General features: G+C 32.1%; 14 protein-coding genes and 1 riboswitch. Of the genes, 11 read left to right on the plus strand and 3 right to left on the minus strand.

From position 1 onward, the window contains the following. Positions 1-69 precede the first annotated feature (69 nt). The 3 genes from CW731_RS13035 to metK form a co-directional block, all read right to left on the minus strand. On the minus strand, positions 70-549 hold the full coding sequence (locus CW731_RS13035; protein ID WP_100947137.1) for a hypothetical protein: 480 nt from the start codon (positions 547-549) through the stop codon (positions 70-72). Between the two features lie 682 nt (positions 550-1,231). Then, complete coding sequence (locus CW731_RS13045; protein WP_100947139.1) at positions 1,232-3,706, minus strand: zinc-dependent metalloprotease; 2,475 nt, start codon at positions 3,704-3,706, stop codon at positions 1,232-1,234. A gap of 235 nt (positions 3,707-3,941) precedes the next feature. Then, complete coding sequence (metK, locus tag CW731_RS13050) at positions 3,942-5,198, minus strand: methionine adenosyltransferase (RefSeq protein ID WP_100947140.1); 1,257 nt, start codon at positions 5,196-5,198, stop codon at positions 3,942-3,944. A 467-nt stretch (positions 5,199-5,665) separates the two neighbouring features. Further along, a riboswitch (SAM riboswitch) is annotated at positions 5,666-5,790 on the plus strand. A 126-nt stretch (positions 5,791-5,916) separates the two neighbouring features. On the opposite strand from metK, the gene CW731_RS13055 reads away from it, so the two are divergent. The 11 genes from CW731_RS13055 to cobA all read left to right on the plus strand — a co-directional run bounded on the left by CW731_RS13055 (position 5,917) and on the right by cobA (position 19,174). Beyond that, positions 5,917-7,191, plus strand: coding sequence for an O-acetylhomoserine aminocarboxypropyltransferase/cysteine synthase family protein (locus tag CW731_RS13055; protein WP_100947141.1), 1,275 nt, complete (start codon positions 5,917-5,919; stop codon positions 7,189-7,191). A gap of 57 nt (positions 7,192-7,248) precedes the next feature. Further along, on the plus strand, positions 7,249-10,650 hold the full coding sequence (thrA, locus tag CW731_RS13060) for a bifunctional aspartate kinase/homoserine dehydrogenase I (protein ID WP_100947142.1): 3,402 nt from the start codon (positions 7,249-7,251) through the stop codon (positions 10,648-10,650). A 175-nt stretch (positions 10,651-10,825) separates the two neighbouring features. Beyond that, complete coding sequence (locus CW731_RS13065; protein WP_100947143.1) at positions 10,826-11,992, plus strand: O-succinylhomoserine sulfhydrylase; 1,167 nt, start codon at positions 10,826-10,828, stop codon at positions 11,990-11,992. A gap of 29 nt (positions 11,993-12,021) precedes the next feature. After that, complete coding sequence (locus tag CW731_RS13070; protein ID WP_100947144.1) at positions 12,022-12,435, plus strand: Rrf2 family transcriptional regulator; 414 nt, start codon at positions 12,022-12,024, stop codon at positions 12,433-12,435. A gap of 239 nt (positions 12,436-12,674) precedes the next feature. Continuing rightward, positions 12,675-12,938 carry a DUF2061 domain-containing protein gene (locus tag CW731_RS13075; RefSeq protein WP_100947145.1) on the plus strand — a complete coding sequence of 88 codons (264 nt, stop codon included), beginning with the start codon at positions 12,675-12,677 and terminating at the stop codon, positions 12,936-12,938. A gap of 5 nt (positions 12,939-12,943) precedes the next feature. Then, a complete protein-coding gene (locus CW731_RS13080) occupies positions 12,944-13,552 on the plus strand; it encodes a phosphoadenosine phosphosulfate reductase family protein (RefSeq protein WP_100947712.1) in 609 nt (202 codons plus the stop codon). Between the two features lie 11 nt (positions 13,553-13,563). Continuing rightward, positions 13,564-14,469 (plus strand): sulfate adenylyltransferase subunit CysD, encoded by a 906-nt coding sequence (gene cysD, locus CW731_RS13085; RefSeq protein WP_198519820.1) that lies wholly within the window; start codon positions 13,564-13,566, stop codon positions 14,467-14,469. A 194-nt stretch (positions 14,470-14,663) separates the two neighbouring features. Continuing rightward, a complete protein-coding gene (locus CW731_RS13090; RefSeq protein ID WP_100947147.1) occupies positions 14,664-15,911 on the plus strand; it encodes a sulfate adenylyltransferase subunit 1 in 1,248 nt (415 codons plus the stop codon). An 11-nt stretch (positions 15,912-15,922) separates the two neighbouring features. Further along, positions 15,923-16,270 carry a 4Fe-4S dicluster domain-containing protein gene (locus tag CW731_RS13095; protein ID WP_100947148.1) on the plus strand — a complete coding sequence of 116 codons (348 nt, stop codon included), beginning with the start codon at positions 15,923-15,925 and terminating at the stop codon, positions 16,268-16,270. Positions 16,271-16,308: 38 nt separating this feature from the next. Continuing rightward, positions 16,309-18,414 carry a HEPN domain-containing protein gene (locus CW731_RS13100; RefSeq protein ID WP_100947149.1) on the plus strand — a complete coding sequence of 702 codons (2,106 nt, stop codon included), beginning with the start codon at positions 16,309-16,311 and terminating at the stop codon, positions 18,412-18,414. Further along, positions 18,407-19,174, plus strand: coding sequence for a uroporphyrinogen-III C-methyltransferase (gene cobA / locus CW731_RS13105; RefSeq protein ID WP_198519891.1), 768 nt, complete (start codon positions 18,407-18,409; stop codon positions 19,172-19,174). The genes CW731_RS13100 and cobA overlap by 8 nt, the downstream gene beginning before the upstream one ends.

Below are 19,174 nucleotides of genomic sequence, written 5' to 3' on the forward strand. Positions count from 1 at the left end.
ATTACTTTAAGTATGCTGAAAATCAGGACAAAAAAAATGCCTAGCGAATTGCTAGGCATGTATAAAGTGTTATTTACTATTGAGGTTATGATTGATCAATTCATTCCATTTTTCGATGGATTCAAATTCACCACTAAGCTGAAAACTTATTGTAGCATCATAAAATTTTAAGATTGTATTGATTTTATTTTTATCAATAGGTATAAATTCTAAATTTAATTGTTCAACTTCTCTTTCTGCAGTGGTATTAGAGATACCAATGTTTACTATTTTACAATTCTTCACCGTAGAAAGGTCAATAAATTCTGGCTTCAATTCGTCATCATCTTTTAATTGAAAGAAAACAAAGTTTTTAGTTTCATCTATACCAATAGCGTATTTGCTAGAAACTTCGTGTTGGGTTATTTTACCATGCTGCTGTTCAGCTAAGCTTTTTAAAGATAGTAATAATTTTTTTTCGTTTTTTCTTTTATTTTGACTTGTTAATACAAAAGGCAATGTGCATAAAAGAATACAAGTAAGCCCAATTAAAGCTGTTGCTAAATCCATTTTTTATAATTTTTTAAATTTTAATACTGAAGTTTATATGCGAAGTGAAAAGACACAACGCAGTAAAAAAAGATTGATTTTAACTACTTAAAAAGGTGTAGTTTTTAACAAGAAGTATTACCAAAAATTATGAAAAGGGAAAATAAGATCAGATTTTCTATTTCGTATCAGTAAGTTTCTAAAATAGTTCTGATACTGTTTAAACTTTGTCCTAAAAAGGAATTCATTTGAGAATAAAAAAGGCTCAAAATTATTACTGAATGTATTAAAATTGGATGTTTCAAATGATGTAAACTCAGAAAGTAAGTTCTCCGATTCCTGAATGTGAGTATAAAGAACCTTAGATACAGTTGTAGTATATTCTTTCTGCTGCTTGTTTTTCGCAGTAGTTTGTGCAATTGCAGTAGGTAGCGTTTTTACAGAAGAAAAAATGCCAAAGCAATAAATTACTACAAATAATAAAATTTTAAAGGGATGATGAAATTGTTTCACTTTTAAATTCTTATTGTTTTTATAAGACCCTACAAATTTAGTTTTTTTTTGATGATTCAATTACTTAAATTATTTTTTATTTTTAGGTAGAACAGATTGCATTATCATTTTTCATTGTAATTTAAAACCAAAAAAAACCTCATCAATTAAGATGAGGTTTTTTGTATTTAATAATAGTGTACTAAGAATATTATTTAGGATCTAAAGCAACATCAATTCTTGCTAAAACATCCTGTAAGTGATAACGAGAAGTTGTGTTAGAAGCCTTTGCTGATGCATTTTTAACGTCTCTCTTTAATCTTGTTAACTCTCCTCTTGCAAAAGATTTAATATCAGACTGACCAATATTTACAGAAGCAGAACCATAACGTCCTTTTTGGTCTTCAGCACTATTTAATAGGAAATCTAAACGCTCTATATGAGCTTTCTGTAAATTTCTTCTATAAGTATCAATACTTCTGCCATTGTATAACTCAGACCAAACACCCTTTCTTAAATCAGAAAACATAGAAACTAAGTTATAAGCTTTCGTACCGTTTAATGTTTCGTTTTCAATCATACGAGCCATTCTACTAGTACTTAAAACGCCATTTAAAGTTCTTACCTGTAGAGATCTAATATTTTCTAAAGCACCACTAGACTGTACTTTAGAGAATAGATCTTTATCTAACATCCAAGTAGGTGTTTCAAATAATTGCTTCACTACAAAATCTAAAGATTCTTTCTGGCGCTTTTTGTCTACGTAAGTGTAAACTGCACCTTCTTGGTCTGTTGTTTTGTAGTTTTCATAAACACCACCAATGTTAGAAGAAACGTGCCCCATGTATCTTGCAAACTGACCAACTAATTGACCGTACATTGTAGCCATATCATCATAGTTTTCACCTTTTTCAGACGTCCATTCTTCTAATCTAGGTAAAATTCTCTTCAAGTTTTTAATTCCGTATTCGCTAGCTTTTACAGCATCATCACCTAAATCTTCTGTTTGTGAACTAGGGTCTACAACACCAGATTGTTGACGACCAAAACGATAATTAGGATCTCCTGCATGTTTTAAAATCCAAGAATCTAAAACAGGTTTTTCTTCTTCAGCCGTTTTATCTAAAATAGGGCGATAACCCCAGCTAATAGAGTATTTGTCATAAGTACCAATATTTGGCATTAAAGCAACCCCTTTATCTTCTGGTTGCGCCACGTAGTTAAAACGAGCATAATCCATAATAGAAGGTGCTGTTCCGTATTTTGAAGTAAAACTAGCAGAACGTAAAGAATCTACAGCATAAGCAGCAGAACTTCCCATATTATGTGGTAAGCCTAAAGTATGTCCTAATTCATGAGAAGAAACAAAACGAATCAAACGTCCCATTGTTTCCGTCTTAAAATTATTACCTCTCGCATCTGGGTTGATGGCAGCCGTTTGAATAAAAAACCAGTTATGTAATAAAGTCATTACATTATGATACCAGTTAATATCAGACTCTAAAATTTCACCAGAACGTGGATCACTTACGTGAGGTCCGTTAGCATTCGGAATAGGAGAAGCTAAATATCTAATCACAGAATAACGCACATCTTCTGGGCTATATTCTGGGTCTTCTGCTTCCGTAGGTGCCATTTTACCAACAATAGCATTTTTAAAACCAGCAGCTTCAAAAGCCACTTGCCAATCATTAACGCCTTGTATAATAAAAGGAACCCATTCTTTAGGTGTAGCTCTATCTACATAATAAACAATTTGTTTTTTAGGCTCAACTAATTCACCTCTTTTAAACTTTTCGATATCTGCATCTTTAACTTCTAGACGGTATCTATCTAAATAAGCTACAGTTTTACTTTTTTGATCAGTTAAACCGTAATCTGTTTGCCCGCGAGCAAACCAACCAACACGTTCATCAAAATATCTACGTTTCATAGGTACTTTAGGTAATAAAACCATAGAATTACTCATTTCTAAAGTAATAGAACCAACAGCACTGTTAGATGGTGCTTTATTCGCTAAATATGTTTTTACATGTCTTACTTCTATATTCTCTGGGTAACTACTTACTCTATCTACATAAGAACGCGTTTTATCCATTCTTGTAGCTTGATACATCTTTCTGTAATAACCAGGAAAACCTAAAGGTTTTACATCTGTAGAGAATAGAGAAGTGGCATCAATTACCGTTGCAGTAGAATCTTTACTAAATGCTTTTATAGGAAAAGCAAATAATATAGGCTCTAAGTTTGAGTTTACAACAGCTTCATGCACTGGTAAAACAGTATCTGCAACAACGTTATGAGAAACAATTCTTAATAAAATTTGTTTATTTTTTTTCTCCCAACGCAATACTTGCGTGTTTGCTTTCGCTCCACCAAAGCCAATTCCGCTAGCAGTTTTTGCAATTCTTGTTACCATTAACATTTCTCTTTGTAATAAAGAGTCTGGTATTTCAAATAAGTACGAATCGTCTTTTGTGTGAACCTTAAACAAACCTTCGTCTGTTGTGTGGTCTTTTGTTACTACTTTACTATACGGTTGAATTCCGTCTTTTTTAGATTTTGGTTTTGAAGCCGTTTTTGGGGTTTCTTTTTTCTTTTTCTTCCAAAATTGAGCAGAAGATTCAGTAGAAAAACCTAATACAAAAGCAACTAGTAGTAACCTTGTAAGTATTTTTTTTGTCATGATAAATTTGATTAAATTATAGTTTTCGAAATTACACAAACAATAATTTACAATTTCTTAAATAAATGTTAAAGAGAAGTGGCTTTATATGTTAAAAACGCAATGTCGTTTTACAGCACATTATTGTAAAGAATAAAACATTCTCTAATTTAAAAACAACAAAAAAGGTATCAAGTTAAATTTGACACCTTTTTTATAAAACATTTGACGTTAGTACTCTAAACAATACTATTTACTACAAACCAAAAGCTTCTTTAACAGTAGCTACATAGTCTAATTTTTCCCAAGTAAATGTTTCTACTTCTTCAGAAACTGTTTCTCCCATAGGGTTAGAAAAGGTAACTGTTTTTATTTCTGGTGTTCTCCCCATGTGACCATAAGCCGCAGTTTCAGAATAAATTGGCGTTCTTAATTTTAAACGTTGCTCAATAAAATAAGGACGCATATCAAAAATAGCTTCTACTTTTTTACTGATTTCTCCATCTGTTAAATCTACCGTTGCTGTTCCGTAAGTTTCAACATTAATACTTGTTGGTTTCGCTACACCAATGGCATAAGAAACTTGTACTAAAACTTCCTTACAAAGTCCTGCAGCAACTAAGTTTTTAGCAATATGTCTTGTTGCATATGCGCCAGATCTATCTACTTTAGAAGGGTCTTTTCCAGAGAAAGCACCACCACCATGGGCGCCTTTTCCTCCATAAGTATCAACAATAATTTTACGACCTGTTAAACCAGTATCTCCATGAGGTCCACCAATTACAAAAACTCCAGTTGGGTTAATGTGGTATGTAATATTGTCTGTAAATAATTTTTTATTTTGAGCAGGTAAGTTTGCAACTACTCTAGGAATTAAAATCTCTACAATATCTTTTTTTATTCTAGCTAACATTACATCATCAGATTTGTCAAAATCATCATGTTGTGTAGAAATAACAATCGCATCAATTCTTTGTGGTACATTATCATCTGAATACTCGATGGTCACCTGAGATTTTGCATCTGGTCTTAGGTAATCAATTTCCTTGTTTTCTCTTCTTAAATTTGCTAATTCAATTAACAATCTGTGAGACAATTCTAAAGCCAAAGGCATGTAGTTTTCTGTTTCATCAGTTGCATAACCAAACATCATTCCTTGGTCTCCAGCTCCTTGTTCTTCTGGGTTTTCTCTATCAACTCCTCGGTTAATATCTGGTGATTGTTCGTGAATTGCAGATAAAACGCCACAAGAATTTCCATCGAACATATACGCACTTTTGGTATATCCAATTTTGTTAATTACGTCTCTAGCAATTTGTTGAACGTCTAAATACGTTTTAGATTTAACTTCACCTGCTAAAATAACTTGTCCAGTAGTTACAAGGGTTTCGCAAGCAACTCTACTATTTTTATCGAATGCTAAAAAATTATCAATTAAAGCATCAGAAATTTGATCTGCAATTTTGTCTGGGTGTCCTTCAGAAACACTTTCTGAGGTAAATAAATATGACATAATATTCTTCTTTTTGTGTTAATAAATGATTCCTAAATGTAAATAGTTAGGTTTCCTTTAAATTGAGGTTTCTGAATAAACAGAAAGCAATAAAAATAAAAATTGATTGCGTAGTCGCTAAAAGAAGTAGATAATTACTGCTTTAGCATTTTATTCTGAAGAGCTTGTTTTAGTTTCTAAAACATTTCAACAAAAGAGGTTGCAATCAGTTCAAATTTTCCTCTCAATTAGACTGCAAAAGTACACTATAAAATTACAATGCCTACTTTTTTAGCGATAATTATTTGTGATGGCATCATCAATAAATCAATCTTAAAGATCTAAAGTTAATGTTTTTAAAGAATAAATAATACCAAGTAGATTAAAATGCGAAATTGATATTAAATAAAAAATAGTTTACTTTTTATTTGGATATTAAATTTTTACAAGCATATATTTGCACTCACAAAGTTCAATAACTTATTGAAATGTTATCAAGAAAGGCGGAGGGATTAGACCCTGTGAAGCCTTAGCAACCCTTTTCGTGAGGAAAAGAAGGTGCTAAATTCTACTTAATTTCAGATTCATTTATCTGAAATTGGATAGATAACCCAAAAGCAATTACACGTTCGTGTAGTTGTATAATTCTTAATAACATTTTTCTAGTAAGGTAAATCCATCAAATTGTTGATGTTTTTGACTTTTTGTTTTATTTATTAACTCAAAAAAAAATAGAAAAATGAGTACATTAAAATTAGCAACCAACGCGTTGCACGCAGGACACGACGTAACTAAAAATGGAGGTACAAGAGCAGTTCCTATTTATCAAACAACATCGTATGTTTTTAACAATTCAGAACATGCAGCAAATCTTTTTTCATTAAAAGAATTAGGGTTTATCTACACAAGGTTAAACAACCCAACAAATCAAATTTTACAAGATCGATTGGCGGCTGTAGAAGGCGGAATCGGAGCCGTGGTTTTCGCTTCTGGAACTGCAGCAATTGCTACAGGTTTATTAACGCTTTTAAAAGCAGGAGATCATATTGTTGCTTCGAGCAGTTTGTATGGTGGTACCTACAATTTATTAAGTGTTACGTTACCAAGATTAGGCATTACAACTACATTTGTAGATGCATCAAATCCTGATAATTTTGGAGAAGCGGTTCAAGAAAATACAAGAGCATTTTTTGTAGAATCTTTAGGAAACCCGAAATTAGATGTTTTAGATTTAGAAGCAATTTCTGTACACGCAAAACAGGCAGAAGTGCCTTTTATTGTTGATAATACAGTAGCAACACCTGTTTTATTAAATCCTATTAAATACGGTGCAGATATAGTAATTCACTCACTTACAAAATATATCGGCGGACAAGGAACTTCTCTAGGAGGTGCAATTGTAGATGCCGGAACTTTTAATTGGGCAAACGGTAAATTTCCTGAATTTACAGAGCCTTCTGCAGGTTATCATGGTTTAAAATATTATGAAACTTTAGGCGCAGCATCTTATACTTTTAAATTAATTTTAGAAGGATTACGTGATTTTGGAGGTGCTTTAAGTCCAACAAATGCGTTCAACATTATTCAAGGTTTAGAAACTTTACCTGTTAGAATAAAACAACATTCTATAAATGCACTAGCATTAGCAAAATGGTTAGAACAACAAGATGAAGTTGCTTGGGTAAACTATCCTGGTTTAGAAAGTAGTAAATACAAGGCTTTAGCAGATAAATACTTACCAAAAGGACAAAGTGGTATTGTAACATTCGGGCCTAAAAAAGGTTTTGAAGCTGCTAAAAAAATTGCAGATAACACCAAGTTATTCTCTTTATTGGCAAATATTGGAGATACAAAATCGCTAATTATTCATCCAGCAAGTACTACGCACCAACAATTAGATGAGCAAGCACAAGCAAATGCAGGTGTTTCTCAAGATTTAATTAGATTGTCTGTGGGTATTGAAGATTTAGAAGACTTAAAAGCAGATTTAACAGCCGCTTTTTCAGAAATATAAATACTTATTAAAAGACCTCACAAGTTTCAAAAACCGGTGAGGTCTAAAAACATCAACGTGGAAAATCAATTACAACATATCAAAATTAAAAACTTTACGACAGAATTGGGTGCTTTTGTTCCTGAACTGAATTTAAGTTACCAAGTTTTTGGTCAAACATTAGGGAATTCTCCTATTATATTAATCAATCATGCATTAACCGGTAATAGTGATGTTGCTGGTAAAAATGGTTGGTGGAGAGATATTGTTGGAGAGGGAAAAGCAATAGATACAACTGTTTACACTATTTTATCTTTCAACATTCCAGGAAATGGTTTTGATGGGTTTTTAATTGAAAATTACAAAGATTTCATAGCAAGAGACATTGCGAGAATTTTTCTAGAAGGATTGCAGCAGTTAGAAATAACCCATTTATTTGCTCTAATTGGAGGTTCTTTAGGTGGCGGAATTGCTTGGGAAATAATGGTTTTAGATAACAAAATAGCCAAACACTTTTTACCGATTGCAACAGACTGGAAATCTACCGATTGGTTAATTGGTAATTGTCAAATTCAAGAACAATTTTTAGTGAATTCTAGCAACCCTGTACACGATGCAAGAATGCATGCAATGTTATGTTATAGAACACCAGCGTCTTTTAAAGAACGTTTTCATCGCTCTAAAAAAGAAGATTCTACTATTTTTAATGTAGAGAGTTGGTTGTTGCATCATGGTGAAAAGTTGCAAGAACGTTATCAATTATCTTCTTATAAATTGATGAATCAATTACTTAAAAGTATAGATGTTACTAAAAATGAAGAAAAAAGGATAGATCTTCTAGATCAAATTGAAGCGAATATTCACATTATTGGTGTGGATTCAGATTTGTTTTTTACTGCGGAAGAAAACAGGGAGACGCATAAAAAATTAGCATTAACTAAAGAAAATGTTACGTACAACGAAATAAATTCTGTGCACGGTCATGATGCATTTTTAATGGAATATGAGCAGCTTCAAAAAATTATAGCACCTATTTTTAATAAAGAGTATAGAACTAAAAAAATGAGAGTATTAAAATTCGGAGGAAAATCTTTAGCAAACGGGAAAGGGATTGAAAATGCAATAGAAATTATCCTTAATAAACATCATAACGGAGATAAAATTACGGTTGTAGCATCTGCAAGAGGAAATACTACGGACGATTTAGAGGATATTTTAGATAAAGCGGCTGCTAAAGAGGAATATAAATCTGATTTTGAAAATTTTAAAGAGTATCAACAAGAACCAAACTTCGAAGTAGATTTTTCTAAAGAATTTTCAACTTTAGAAACTATTTTTGAAGGGGTTTCTTTATTAGGAGATTATAGTATTAAAATTAAAGATGAGGTTTTAGCACAAGGAGAATTGTTATCTGTAAAGTTAGTAGCTAGTTTATTGTTAAAAAATGGAATTGAGGCAAATGTTACAGATGCAAGACAGTTAATAATTACGGATGAAAACTTCGGAAATGCGCAACCCATTAATGCTGTTTCTTCAGAAAATGTAATTGCTTATTTTAAAAAGAATGCTGATAAAATAAATATTGTTACTGGTTTTATTTCTTCTAATAAGAAAGGACAAACAACTACTTTGGGCAGAAACGGAAGCAATTATACTGCAGCTTTATTAGCAAATTACTTAGACGCAGAAGAGCTGCAAAACTACACACACGTTAGCGGAATTTTTACTGCAAACCCAGATTTGGTAGCAGATGCAAAAAAAATAGAACAACTTTCTTTTTCTGAAGCAAATGAATTGGCAAATTTTGGTGCCACAATTTTACATGCAAAAACCATCATTCCGTTATTGGAAAAGAATATTAATTTACGAATTTTAAACACCTTTAATAAAGAAGACAAAGGGACCTTAATTACTGCAGAATCTTCCGAAAAAGGAATTAAATCGATTTCTACTATTAACAATGTTTCTTTATTAAATTTTGAAGGAAGAGGCTTGTTAGGTAAAGTAGGTGTAGATGCACGAATTTTTAGAGTATTAAGTGATAAGAATATAAGTGTAAGTATTGTTTCACAGGGCTCTTCAGAAAGAGGAATTGGCTTAATAATAGCTTCAAGTAGTGCTTCGGAAGCAGTTTTAGCATTAGAAAAAGAGTTTGAAAGCGATTTTTATTCACAAGATGTACATCAGATTTCTATTGTAGATAATGTTGCAGTAATCTCCATTATAGGTCAAGATTTAAGTGAATTTCATCATGCTTATAATTCCTTAATTAAAAATCAAATTGTGCCACTTTTATTCAACAATACAATTACAGGTAAAAATGTGAGTTTGGTGGTAAAAAAAGATGAACTTCACAAAGCTGTAAATGTAATTCACGGACAAGTTTTTGGTATTGCAAAGAAAATTAATATTGCTGTTTTTGGTAAAGGTTTGGTTGGCGGAACTTTAATTCATCAAATTTTAGAAAATGCAGCTTCTGTTTTAGAGCGAAGAAAAATTCAATTGAATATTTTTTCTGTAGCTAATTCTAAGAAAACTTTGCTAAGCAATAATGGGGTTTCAACAAATTGGGAACAAGATTTAGAAGAAATTGGGGAAGAAAATGTTTCGATAGCAGATATTATAGCGTTTACAAAAACACATCATTTAGAGAATTTAATTGCGGTAGATAATACTGCAAGTGTGCCTTTTGTAGCCAATTATATTCCGTTGGTAGCAGCTGGTTTCGATTTGGTTTCTTGTAATAAAATTGCCAATACATTGTCTTTTTCTTTTTACAAAGAATTAAGGGTAAAGTTAAAAGAATACAAAAAACAATATTTGTATGAAACAAATGTTGGTGCAGGTTTACCATTAATAGATACCATAAGATTGTTGCATGAATCTGGAGAGAATATTACCAAAATAAGAGGTGTTTTCTCTGGAAGTTTAAGTTATTTATTCAATACTTTTTCTAATGAAAAGGTAACTTTTTCAGAAGTTTTACAAGAAGCAATCGAGAAAGGATTCACAGAACCAGATGCAAGAGAAGATTTGGGTGGAAATGATGTTGCTAGAAAATTATTAATTTTAGCAAGAGAATTAGAATTAGAAAACGAGTTTGTCGATGTAAATATTCAGAATTTAATTCCAGAAAATTTAAGAGAAGGTTCTGCGGATGATTTTCTGTCTAATTTAGAGTTGATGAACGGCGAATATCAACAATTAAAAGAAGGGCAAAAAGAGAACCACGTTTTGCGTTATATTGGTGAATTAAGTGGAGATTTATCTCAAGATACTGGTAATTTAGATGTAAAACTGGTCTCCGTTTCTAAAAATTCTCCTTTAGGGGCTTTAAAAGGTTCAGATGCAATTTTTGAAATTTATACAGAATCTTATGGCGAACAACCGATTGTAATTCAAGGTGCAGGCGCAGGTTCTAAAGTAACAGCTAGAGGTGTTTTTGGTGATATTTTAAGATTAGCTAAACATAATAATTGACACGAAGTGTTATGCTGAACTTGTTCATTATCAAAGAGTAGCAGTTTTCAGTAAGCAGTAATTCAGTCAATAAAACCGATTTATAAAAAAGAATAAAGAAACAAGAGGAAAGAAACAAGAATTAAGAGAAGAACGATAAAGTTTGGTCTTGCTTCTTGGTTCTAAATAACACAATATGAGCAAATATTTCGAAACAGAAGCTATAAGAAATCAAACAGATAGATCTCAATTTAAAGAACATTCTACACCGTTATATTTAACGTCTAGTTTTGTTTTTGATGATGCAGAAGAAATGCGCGCTTCTTTTGCAGAAGAAAAACATCGTAATTTATATAGTAGATTTACAAACCCTAATACAACAGAATTTACAGATAAAATTGTGCAGATGGAAGGTGCAGAAGCGGGTTATGCTTTTGCAACAGGTATGTCTGCAATTTTTTCAACATTTGCAGCTTTGTTAAATGCTGGCGATCATGTGGTTTCTTGTCGTTCAGTTTTTGGCTCTACGCATAGTATGTTTACTAAGTTTTTACCTAAATGGAACATCGAAACTTCTTATTTTAAAGTAGATGAGGTAGATATGGTAGAAAGCTTAATACAACCAAATACCAAGATTTTATATATAGAAACACCTACAAACCCTGCAGTAGATATTTTAGATTTAGAATTAATTGGTAAAATAGCAAAAAAGCACAACCTTATTTTTATTGTTGATAATTGTTTTGCGACTCCGTATGTACAACAACCTATTCAGTTTGGGGCAGATTTGGTAATTCATTCTGCAACAAAATTAATTGACGGACAAGGGCGTGTTTTAGGTGGTGTTACTGTTGGAAATAAAGAATTAATGCGAGAAATTTATTTATTCGCAAGAAATACTGGGCCAGCAATGTCTCCTTTTAACGCTTGGGTGCTATCAAAAAGTCTAGAAACATTGGCAATTAGAGTAGAAAAACATGCAGAAAATGCATTAAAAGTCGCTGAGTTTTTAGAAACGCAAAACAATGTTGAGTTGGTAAAGTATCCATTTTTAAAATCGCATCCACAATATGAAATAGCTAAAAAACAAATGGGTTTGGGCGGTAATGTTGTGGCTTTTGAAATTAAAGGAGGTATTGAAGCTGGTAGAAAATTTTTAGACCGTATAAAAATGTGTTCTTTATCTGCAAATTTAGGAGATACGAGAACCATAGTTACGCATCCATCATCCACTACTCACGGAAGATTATCTGAAGAAGATAGATTAGAAGTTGGTATAACTAAAGGTTTGGTGAGGGTTTCTGTCGGTTTAGAAAATGTTGCAGATATAATTACAGATTTAGAACAAGCTTTAAACGGATAAACTAATTTAAAATTCCGTAATTTTGTTTTATGCTTTCTAAAAAGACAAAATACGGAATTAAAGCACTTACTTTTCTTGCAAAACAAGAAGGAAAGTCTCCTGTTGCAATTGCGACAATTTCCAAAAGTGAAAACATTTCTTTAAAATTTTTAGAAAGTATTTTATTAACACTTCGTAAAAATGGAATTTTAGGTTCCAAAAAAGGCAAAGGTGGCGGTTATTATTTGCTAAAAGAACCAACAGAAATACCAATGACTACTGTTATGAGAATTCTGGAAGGCCCGATTTCTATGGTACCTTGTGTAAGCTTAAATTTTTATGAAAAGTGTGATGATTGCCCAGACGAAAATGCTTGCTCTGTACATAGTTTAATGACCAAAGTGAGAGATAATACCTTAGAAATTTTTAGAAATACTTCTTTAGCAGATCTTTGTAACCGCTAAGCAGATCTTTGTAACCGCTAAATTGAATACAAAAAACCTAATTTTTACTTCTTATTTTTCTTTAACGATAACCTTATAGAGGTTTCATATTCGTAATGTTTTTCCTTGTTTTTCATTAATCTATTAAATCTATAGGGTTTGTGTGAAAATTAATGTCATTTAGTTTTTATTTTTTAAAATTTGATGTAGGTTTGCATTGTCCTATTAAATAAGTAGGGTATTTGAATTAGTTAATTAATATGATTTTAAATCAAGTCATTTTTAGTAAAAAAACACAAGGTAAAAGCTTTGAAGAAGATAAAACTTCAGAGAAGCCTTTACGAAGTGTTATAAAAGCATTGAGCTGGAGGCTTATTGGAACATTAGATACTTTAATTGTGTCTTATCTTTTGACAGGTGAAATTGGGTTGGCAACATCCATTGCATCCATAGACTTTATCACAAAATTAGTGTTGTATTTCTTTCATGAAAGAATATGGAACAAAATAAAATGGGGAAAATAGTGAATATGAATTTAGAAGAAATAAACAAGCAGTTAGAAGATAAAAGTCCATCAGAAATAATTTCTTGGGCAATTTCTATCGCAGACAAAGCAGTTGTTACCACAAACTTTAGACCTTATGAAGTTGCTATTTTAAATGCAGTTTCAGAAGTAAAAAAAGATATTAAAGTTATCTGGTGTGACACAGGTTATAACACTGTTCAAACCTACAAACATGCAGAAGAAATTATAGAAAAATTGAATTTAAACATTCAGTTATATGTACCAAAACAAACAGTTGCTCATAGAAATGTAGTTTTAGGAGTTCCTTCTGTGGAAGACGAAAAACATAAATTATTTACAAAGCAAGTAAAATTAGAACCATTTACCAGAGCAATGAAAGAACATGAGCCAGATGTTTGGTTTACGAACTTAAGAAAAGGACAAACTGCGTTTAGAGATAGTATCGATATTGTTTCTAAAAGTAAAGAGGGTATTTTAAAAGTGAGTCCGTTTTATCATTGGTCAGATGAAGATTTAGACACGTATTTAGAACAATATAATTTACCAAACGAGTTTACATATTTCGATCCTACAAAAGTAGAAAGTAATAGAGAATGTGGTTTACATATCTAAAAGACATGATTATGAATCAAAGAACAATACAAGTAGATGCTTTAGAAAGTGAAGCAATTTATATTTTTAGAGAAGTAGTAGCACAGTTTGAGAAACCTGTTTTATTATTTTCAGGCGGAAAAGACAGTATTACGTTAGTTCGTTTAGCTCAAAAAGCATTTTTTCCTGCAAAAATTCCTTTTCCACTAATGCATATAGATACAGGTCATAATTTTCCTGAAACGATTGAATTTAGAGACCGTTTGGTGAAAGAATTGGGCGTAGATCTAATTGTAAGAGATGTACAAGACAATATTGATAGTGGTCGTGTAAAAGAAGAAACAGGTAGATATGCAAGTAGAAATATGTTACAAACAGAAACGCTGTTAGATGCTATTGAAGAATTTGGTTTTGATGCCTGTATTGGCGGTGCGAGAAGAGATGAAGAAAAAGCAAGAGCAAAAGAACGTATTTTTTCTGTGAGAGATGATTTTGGGCAATGGGATGAGAAAAATCAGCGTCCAGAGGTGTTCGATATGTTGAATGGAAAAATAGCTTTAGGGCAAAATGTACGTGTTTTTCCAATTTCAAATTGGACAGAATTAGACGTTTGGTCTTATATAAAAGCAGAAGACATCGAAATTCCTTCAATTTATTTCGCTCACAAAAGAAAAACATTCGTAAGAGATGGCATGATTTGGTCTGCAGATGATGCCGTTGTTTTTAGAGATGAAGAAGAAGAGGTTGTAGAAAGAATGGTTCGTTTTAGAACTGTTGGCGATATGAGTTGTACAGCAGCAGTTTTATCTGACGCCGTAGACATTGCAAAAGTTGTAGAAGAAATTAGAGATTCTTCAATTTCAGAAAGGGGCGCAAGAATAGATGACAAACGTTCGGAAGCAGCAATGGAGAAAAGAAAACAACAAGGTTATTTTTAAAATTATTTGGGCGTTTTAACGGGCTTTCACTACTCGCTTTTTTTCTGAAAAAAGAAAAAAGAGCTCAAACAAACCGTTCAATCCCTAACGCAACTATTAAAAAGCATTTTGCAAGTTTCAAAAAGCTTGTAAATATTAATAAAAAGAATACGAATTAGGCGAATAGTTAAAAAAAACGCCAAAGCATAAAAGAAATGAACGTATTAAAAATAGCAACAGCAGGAAGTGTAGATGATGGTAAAAGTACCTTAATTGGTCGTATTTTATATGATACAAAATCATTAACAGAAGACAAGCTAGAAGCAATAGAAGAAAAAAGTAAACAAAGAGGATTCGATTATTTAGATTTTTCTTTGGCAACAGATGGCTTGGTAGCAGAACGTGAACAAGGTATTACCATAGATGTTGCTCATATTTATTTTTCAACTAGAAAAAAGAGTTTCATCATTGCAGATACACCAGGTCATATCGAATATACAAGAAATATGGTAACTGGTGCTTCTACAGCACAAGCTTCTATCGTTTTAATTGATGCTAGAAACGGAGTAGTAGAACAAACGTATCGTCATTTTTTTATCAATAATTTATTAAGAATTAAAGATGTTGTAATTGCCATTAATAAAATGGATTTGGTAGATTTTTCCGAAGAAAAATACAATAGTATTAAAGGAGAAATTGAATACCTAGCAAGTAAAAGCGAATATAAAAATCAGAATTTAACATTTATTCCAATGTCTGCTTTACAAGGAGATAATGTGGTAACAAAATCTGAAAACACACCTTGGTATAAAGGCGAAACATTATTGCATCATTTAGAAAAATTAGATGCAGCGGCTATCAATGAAGTGTCTCAAGTTCGGTTTCCTGTGCAAACAGTAATCAGACCAAAAACAGATGAATATCATGATTTTAGAGGGTATGCTGGTAAAATTTATGGAGGAGATTTTGAAGTTGGAGATGCTGTATCTGTTTTACCATCTTTAACAAAATCAACAATAAAAAGCATTCATTTTTTTGATAAAGAGTTTGCGAAAGCAAAAAACGGAAGTTCGGTTACCATTACATTAGAAGACAATGTAAATGTGAGCAGAGGAGATATGCTGGTAAAAGTTTCCGAAGAACCAAAAATTACAAAAGAACTAAATGCAACCATTTGTTGGATGGACAAGGAGCCTTTAAAAGCTAGTCAGAAATACTATATCAAACACGGTGTAAATGATGCGCAGGCAAAAATTACACAATTATCGAGTATTATAAAAACAGATTTTTCAGGAAAAATTGACAATCCGTCTGAATTAGAATTGAATCAGATAGGAGATATTCAATTGAAATTAAGCAAACCTTTATTGGTAGATGCGTACAATGAAAATAAATCGAATGGTTCATTTATTTTAATCAATCCGAAAACAAACAATACCGTTGGTGTTGGTTTTATTCGCTAATTTAAAAAAGTATGGCAATTATAATAACAGACGAATGCATCAATTGTGGTGCATGTGAACCAGAATGCCCAAATACGGCTATTTATGAAGGGGCTGAAGATTGGAAATATGGTGAAGGAACTTCGTTAATAGGAGATGTAGAATTAAAAAACGGAGTAACAGTAAATGCAGAAGAAACTCAAGAAGCTGTGTCTGATGAGTATTATTTTATTGCTCCAGATAAATGTACAGAATGTATTGGCTTTCATGAAGAACCACAATGTGCAGCGGTGTGTCCAGTAGATTGTTGTGTGCCAGATGATGCACATATAGAAACTGAAGAAGAGCTTTTAGCGAAACAAAAGTTTTTACATAATTAAAAAATTAACGCTTTTATAAGCTTATAAGAAACAGAATAATGCAAAGTTTTAGAACCGAAATAGAGAATCCGATAGTAGAAAAAGACATTCTAGAATTAGAACGTAAAATACACCTTTTTAAAGAAGGAAAAATAGACGAAGAACGTTTTAGAAGTTTACGTTTGGCTAGAGGAATTTACGGACAACGCCAGTTTGGTGTTCAAATGATTCGTATAAAACTACCTTTTGGTAGGGTTACGAGTGAGCAGTTACATAGAATTGCTGATGTTTCTGATGAGTATTCTAGAGGAAGATTACACATTACCACAAGACAAGATATTCAAATACACCATGTAAGTTTAGATAGAACGCCAGAATTGTGGGCACAATTAGAAAAAGATGATATTACCTTACGTGAAGCTTGTGGAAATGCAGTAAGAAATATTACAGCTTCAGAAACTGCAGGAATCGATGTAGATGAGCCTTTTGATGTGTCTCCGTATGCAGATGCTACGTTTCAATTCTTTTTAAGAAATCCAATTTGTCAAGAAATGGGACGTAAGTTTAAGATGTCTTTTTCTGGAACAGATGACGATACTGCTATTAGTTTTATTCACGATTTAGGTTTTATTGCGAAAATAAAAGTTGAAAACGGAGTTGCAAAAAAAGGATTCAAAGTTTTATTAGGTGGTGGTTTAGGATCACAACCAAGACATGCAGATGTTATTTATGATTTTCTAGAAGAAGATGTATTAATACCAACAATTGAAGGAGTTTTAAGAATTTTTGATCGTTTTGGTGAACGTGCAAAAAGAGCAAAAGCAAGATTAAAATTTTTAGTAAAAGAAATAGGTGTTGAAGCTTTTTTAGAATTAGTTTCAGATGAAGTGAATGCGTTAGAAAACAAAACATTTCAAATTGATACAGCGGCTTTTGAGCAACCAATTTCTTTCGAAGAGCAAGCAATTCCTTCAGTAAAAATAGAAAATGAAACGACCTACAATAAGTGGAAAGAAACGAATGTTATCAAACAAAAACAAGAAGGTTTATTTGCAATCGGAATAAAAGTTCATTTAGGAGATTTTTACACACCAAAAGCACGTTTGTTAGCAGATTTGGTAAAGAAGTATGCAGCCAATGAAATCAGATTAACGTTGCGTCAGAATATATTAATTCGTCATATAAGAGAAGAGTTGTTGCCTTTCTTTTATGTTGAATTACAAAAGTTAGGCTTTGCAAGCGCAGGTTATAATTCTACAGCAGATATTACAGCTTGCCCTGGAACAGATACCTGTAATTTAGGAATTTCTAGCAGTACAGGAATTGCAGTAGTGTTAGAAAAAGTGTTAGAAGAAGAATATCCGAACTACTTAAATAACAAAGAAATTGCTATAAAAATCAGTGGTTGTATGAATGCTTGTGGGCAACATAATATGGCGCATATAGGTTTTCAAGGGATGTCTCTAAAAGTAGGTGATTTACAAGCACCAGCATTACAAGTTTTAATTGGCGGAGGAATTTTAGGTGATGGAAATGGTCGTTTTTCAGATAAATTAGTAAAAATACCAAGTAAAAGAGGTCCAGAATCTTTGCGTATTTTATTAGATGATATTGAAGAAAATCAACAAGAAAACGAAACTTTTTTAGAATATTACGATAGACAAGGGAAAATTTATTTCTACGATTTATTAAAAGGATTGTCTGATACAAGTAATTTAGAACCAAGTGATTTTGTTGACTGGGGGCATTCTGAAAAGTATGTAAAAGCAATTGGAGTAGGAGAATGCGCAGGAGTTGTGATCGATTTAATTGCAACACTTTTATTTGAAAGTGAAGAAAAAATTACAAATGCTGAAGAAGCGTTTAAAGAGAATCAATATTCAGATAGTATTTATCATTCTTATACAGCTATCGTAAATACAGCAAAAGCATTATTAATTGCAGAAGATATTAAAACGAATACACAAGCGGTAATTATTAGTGATTTTCAAGAGCACTTTGTAGCAACAAGCAAAATTGAAATTGAGGGTTCTTTTGAAGATCTAGTCTATCAAATTAAAAATGAAAAACCAACAAAAGCATTTGCAAAAAGTTATTTAAATGATGCAAGATCATTCTATAAAAAGATTGATGCTTTTAGAAAACAAGAAGTTAGTCATGTATAAAAATCCAAAATTAACAGTGGTTGGCGCAGGACCAGGAGATGTAGATTTAATCACCTTAAAAGCGATAAAAGTTTTAAAAACTGCGGATGTTGTTTTATATGATGCTTTGGTAAACGAAGAATTGTTAGATTTTATCAATCCAGAAGCAGAGTTGATTTTTGTAGGAAAACGTAGAGGATGTTACAGATATCAACAAGAACAAATTAATGATTTGATTGTTGAAAGAGCAAAAACTCACGGTCACGTAGTTCGCTTAAAAGGTGGCGATCCATTTATTTTTGGACGTGGAGCAGAAGAAATGGAATATGCAGCTGGTTTTGGAATAGAAACAGCGATGGTTCCTGGTATTTCGTCTTCCTTGGCGGTTCCAGCATATCAAAATATTCCTGTTACAAAACGAGGAAGCGCAGAAAGTTTTTGGGTAATTACCGGAACTACAAAAGAACATAAATTATCAGATGATGTTGCATTGGCAGCAAAATCGAATGCAACTGTTGTGGTTTTAATGGGAATGGGAAAGTTAACGGAAATTGTAAAGTTGTTTCAACAAGAAAATAAAAATGAATTGCCAGTTGCAATCATTCAAAACGGGACAAGAAGTAACGAAAAAGTAGGAATTGGAACCGTTGATACAATTCTAGCAATTGTAAAAGAAAATGAATTGAGCAATCCTGCGATTATTATTTTGGGCGAAGTTGTAAAACATAAAGCAATTTTGGCGAATGTTCAACAAGAATATTCCAAAGAATTAATTGCATAA

Origin of the sequence: Polaribacter sp. ALD11 (genome assembly GCF_002831685.1) — a bacterium.
Lineage (GTDB): Bacteria > Bacteroidota > Bacteroidia > Flavobacteriales > Flavobacteriaceae > Polaribacter.

Excerpts from the sequence above, each read along its gene's own strand:
- CW731_RS13035 (WP_100947137.1), bottom strand. The coding sequence starts at position 549 with ATGGATTTAGCAACAGCTTTAATTGGGCTTACTTGTATTCTTTTATGC.
- CW731_RS13045 (WP_100947139.1), bottom strand. The coding sequence starts at position 3,706 with ATGACAAAAAAAATACTTACAAGGTTACTACTAGTTGCTTTTGTATTA.
- metK (WP_100947140.1), bottom strand. The coding sequence starts at position 5,198 with ATGTCATATTTATTTACCTCAGAAAGTGTTTCTGAAGGACACCCAGAC.
- CW731_RS13055 (WP_100947141.1), top strand. The coding sequence starts at position 5,917 with ATGAGTACATTAAAATTAGCAACCAACGCGTTGCACGCAGGACACGAC.
- CW731_RS13065 (WP_100947143.1), top strand. The coding sequence starts at position 10,826 with ATGAGCAAATATTTCGAAACAGAAGCTATAAGAAATCAAACAGATAGA.
- CW731_RS13070 (WP_100947144.1), top strand. The coding sequence starts at position 12,022 with ATGCTTTCTAAAAAGACAAAATACGGAATTAAAGCACTTACTTTTCTT.
- CW731_RS13075 (WP_100947145.1), top strand. The coding sequence starts at position 12,675 with ATGATTTTAAATCAAGTCATTTTTAGTAAAAAAACACAAGGTAAAAGC.
- CW731_RS13080 (WP_100947712.1), top strand. The coding sequence starts at position 12,944 with ATGAATTTAGAAGAAATAAACAAGCAGTTAGAAGATAAAAGTCCATCA.
- cysD (WP_198519820.1), top strand. The coding sequence starts at position 13,564 with ATGAATCAAAGAACAATACAAGTAGATGCTTTAGAAAGTGAAGCAATT.
- CW731_RS13090 (WP_100947147.1), top strand. The coding sequence starts at position 14,664 with ATGAACGTATTAAAAATAGCAACAGCAGGAAGTGTAGATGATGGTAAA.
- CW731_RS13095 (WP_100947148.1), top strand. The coding sequence starts at position 15,923 with ATGGCAATTATAATAACAGACGAATGCATCAATTGTGGTGCATGTGAA.
- CW731_RS13100 (WP_100947149.1), top strand. The coding sequence starts at position 16,309 with ATGCAAAGTTTTAGAACCGAAATAGAGAATCCGATAGTAGAAAAAGAC.
- cobA (WP_198519891.1), top strand. The coding sequence starts at position 18,407 with ATGTATAAAAATCCAAAATTAACAGTGGTTGGCGCAGGACCAGGAGAT.